This is a genomic window from Pedobacter sp. UBA5917 (genome assembly GCF_002432345.1).
Classification (GTDB): domain Bacteria; phylum Bacteroidota; class Bacteroidia; order Sphingobacteriales; family Sphingobacteriaceae; genus Pedobacter.
Genome location: NZ_DJDT01000186.1, coordinates 1 through 3,003 on the forward strand (window position 1 = coordinate 1; position 3,003 = coordinate 3,003).

A 3,003-nucleotide genomic window follows, 5' to 3' on the forward strand; every position below is an offset into this window, starting at 1 on the left:
TTGAGTCTGTAGTCCTTAGTCTGATAATGGCTAAAGATTTAAATACTTATTTATTGGTCTCTATGCGGATATCGCTATTCGACTCATGACTTAGGACTACGGACTGAAGACTAAAGTACCTCATTCTATAACTCATCATTGCAGTTTTGCCCAGTTTTTCGATCAGTTTATAATTTGCAACTGCACCAACTGCTGCACCAACAAAAGGAAGCACTTGTGCAAGTTTTGCCAGATCTATATAGTCGCGGTATTGCTGCTGAAAGGTAAGCCAGTCAAATTCGTCAATATCTGTAGGCAGTTGATGCGCTTTATCATCCCAATCCTGCATTTTAAAAAACACATTCTGGCTTTCTTCCTTACTCGAAAATGCCAGCTGAAAAATATGTAAAATGAATAAACGCTCGCGGTAATCTTTAACATCGTATCCGTAAACTGCGGCAATATCAAAAAGCATTTTCATTTTTATACCCAATAACAATGGGAAATCTGCAAGGCTCATTAAAAAGCCTCCCGCACCTGTAATTCCGCCTTCGGCAGCACCGGTTTTTTTATAGTTGTCAATTTTTTGTTTAACCAATGCTTCGCGGTGTAGCAATGTTAAGTTGATAACCGGTTTCGAAGTGGTAAATGTAGAACCAAAAAGAACCGCTTTTACCATTTGCTTTATGGCAGTTGTAATGGCATTATGAACCTTATCGGGGATATAGCTGTTTATTTTTTTCTGAACTTTATCGGTCACCTTACTCAAAAGAGACGGTTTCTGCAAGGTTTTAAACTTCCAGAAATCCAGTTCGCTGTTTATTTTTTGTTCGTAGGTCATAGTATATTAACCTGCAATAATTATTCCTTAAATTTAATTGAAAATAATTATGAAAAACAGATATTAAACTATATATTTAGTTTACCTAATTTAAACCTAATCCTTTCTTTATGAAAACCTTAAAATTATTCTTTTTATCTGCGCTGGCTATAGGAACGGCGAACGCACAGGGAGTGAAGTTTTCGACCGATAAACCTGCGGCAGGAAGCAAAGTTACCTTTACCTACGACCCAAAGGGTACCAATCTCGAAAACCTGGCTGATGTAAAATGTACCGGTTTTACCTTTTTCTCTAAAACCAATCCTAAAAATGCCAAAATAGAACTGGTTAAAGAAGGGGCTATTTATAAGGGAGAGATTTCTACTGCCGATAGTGTTACTATTGTTGGACTTGCTTTTGCGGTAGGCGATAAAAAGGACGAAGCGCCTGATGGTTACATTTTAGAATTTACAAAAGCAGGTAAAGTGCCGGCAGAAGCTTACCTAAACAAGGCTTTTTTGTATGGATTAGCAGGGAATTATTATTTGGGTTTAACCAGCGATCCGGAAAAAGCCATTGCCAATTACAAACAGGCATTTGCTTTAAAACCCGCGCTGAAACAGAAAAATTTAAACCAGTATTTATCACTGGAGTATAAAGCGGATAAAGAAAACGGCACAAAACTGATCAACGAAAATATTGCAAGGTTATCTAAAATAAAAGATCCTAAAGAAGATGATCTTAGCGGTACTGTAGGTTTATATTCGTTGTTGAAGAAAAAGGCCCAGGCAGATTCGGTAAAAACAATCCTGCTGAAAAAGTATCCAACAGGAAATTATGCATGGGGAGAGGATATGAATGCCCTATATGGTACAAAAGATTTTGCAGTGCAGGAGAAAAAAGCGACGGATATGATTGCCAAATTTAAATTTGATGCCAGCAAAAAAGCGGATGCAGATAAATTAAATTCGATATATGGCATTTTGGCAAACGCAAGTATACAGGCAAAAAATGCTGAAAAATTTGAGCTTTATGCTGGTAAAGTAACTAATAAGCAAACCAGGGCCAGCTTGTATAATTCTTTTGCCTGGCCATCGGCAGAGAAAAATGAAAATGTTGATATAGCGATAAAGCTTTCAAAACAATCGTTAAGCCTGATAGAAGAGGCTAAAAATGATGAGGTGCCGGTTTATTTTTCTTCAAAAGAAGCTTTTCTGAAATCTTTAGATCAATCTTATGGTATGTTTGCCGATACCTATGCTTTACTGCTTTATCGTCAGGGTAATTTTAAAGATGCTTTGACTGTGCAGGAAAAAGCATTAAAATCATACACTGCAGTACCACCAGATGTATCAGGTCGTTATATCACCTATCTGATTAAAGAAGGGCAGAATGATAAAGCCTACGGTGAAGCCGAAAAATTAATTAAAGATGGCAAGGCAACAGATTCGCTAAAAGCGGATTTTAAAAGACTCTATACCGCATTAAAGAAAGAAGGTACTTACGAAACCTATATTGCCAATTTAGAAAAAGCAGCATTGGAGAAAGAAAAGGAGGAATGGACAAAAAAAATGATCAATAGCCCTGCGCCGGCATTCTCTTTGGTTAATTTAAAAGGCGAAACAGTTAGTTTGGCCAGCTTAAAAGGAAAGATTGTTATTCTGGATTATTGGGCAACCTGGTGCGGTCCATGTGTGGCTTCTTTTCCGGGTATGCAAAAGGCTTTGGCCAAATATGCCAATAACCCCAATGTGGTGTTTCTTTTCGTAAATACCTGGCAAACGGAGGATAATAGGGAAAAATTGGTGACTGATTTTATAACGGAGAAGAAATACAATTTCAACGTGCTTTACGATACCAAAAACGCCAAAGATCCATCAAAATTTGATGTGGTAAGCGCTTATAAAGTAGATGGTATCCCAACCAAGTTTGTGATAGATGGTGATGGGAACATCAGGTTTAAAGCAGTAGGTTTCTCAGGCACTGATGATGGAGTGGTGAAAGAAATAGATGCTATGGTTGGATTACTGGCCGCTAAAGAATCGAGTAAATAATGAAATGGTTTTTAAAGAAAAGGTGCTGATTATCGGCACCTTTTTTTATATCTGTGCTTCATTATAATTTTAGTCTTTTCTGATGCGATCGTCATGCTGAATTTATTTCAGCATCTTTCCTGCAAGATAGACCCTGAAACAAGTTCAGGG

Annotated in this window: 2 protein-coding genes; one reads left to right on the forward strand and one right to left on the reverse strand. The window is 37.4% G+C overall.

Features of this window, described 5'->3' with window-relative positions; all coding sequences use genetic code 11:
• Positions 1–46: 46 nt before the first annotated feature.
• Positions 47–820 carry an EcsC family protein gene (locus tag B2V92_RS12120; RefSeq protein ID WP_293308243.1) on the reverse strand — a complete coding sequence of 258 codons (774 nt, stop codon included), beginning with the start codon at positions 818–820 and terminating at the stop codon, positions 47–49.
• Between the two features lie 110 nt (positions 821–930).
• Here B2V92_RS12120 and B2V92_RS12125 point away from each other — a divergent pair, with 110 nt between their 5' ends.
• Complete coding sequence (locus tag B2V92_RS12125; protein WP_293308245.1) at positions 931–2,853, forward strand: redoxin domain-containing protein; 1,923 nt, start codon at positions 931–933, stop codon at positions 2,851–2,853.
• Positions 2,854–3,003 lie beyond the last annotated feature (150 nt).

Coding starts and splice junctions, on each gene's coding strand:
- B2V92_RS12125 (WP_293308245.1), top strand. CDS start 931: ATGAAAACCTTAAAATTATTCTTTTTATCTGCGCTGGCTATAGGAACG.
- B2V92_RS12120 (WP_293308243.1), bottom strand. CDS start 820: ATGACCTACGAACAAAAAATAAACAGCGAACTGGATTTCTGGAAGTTT.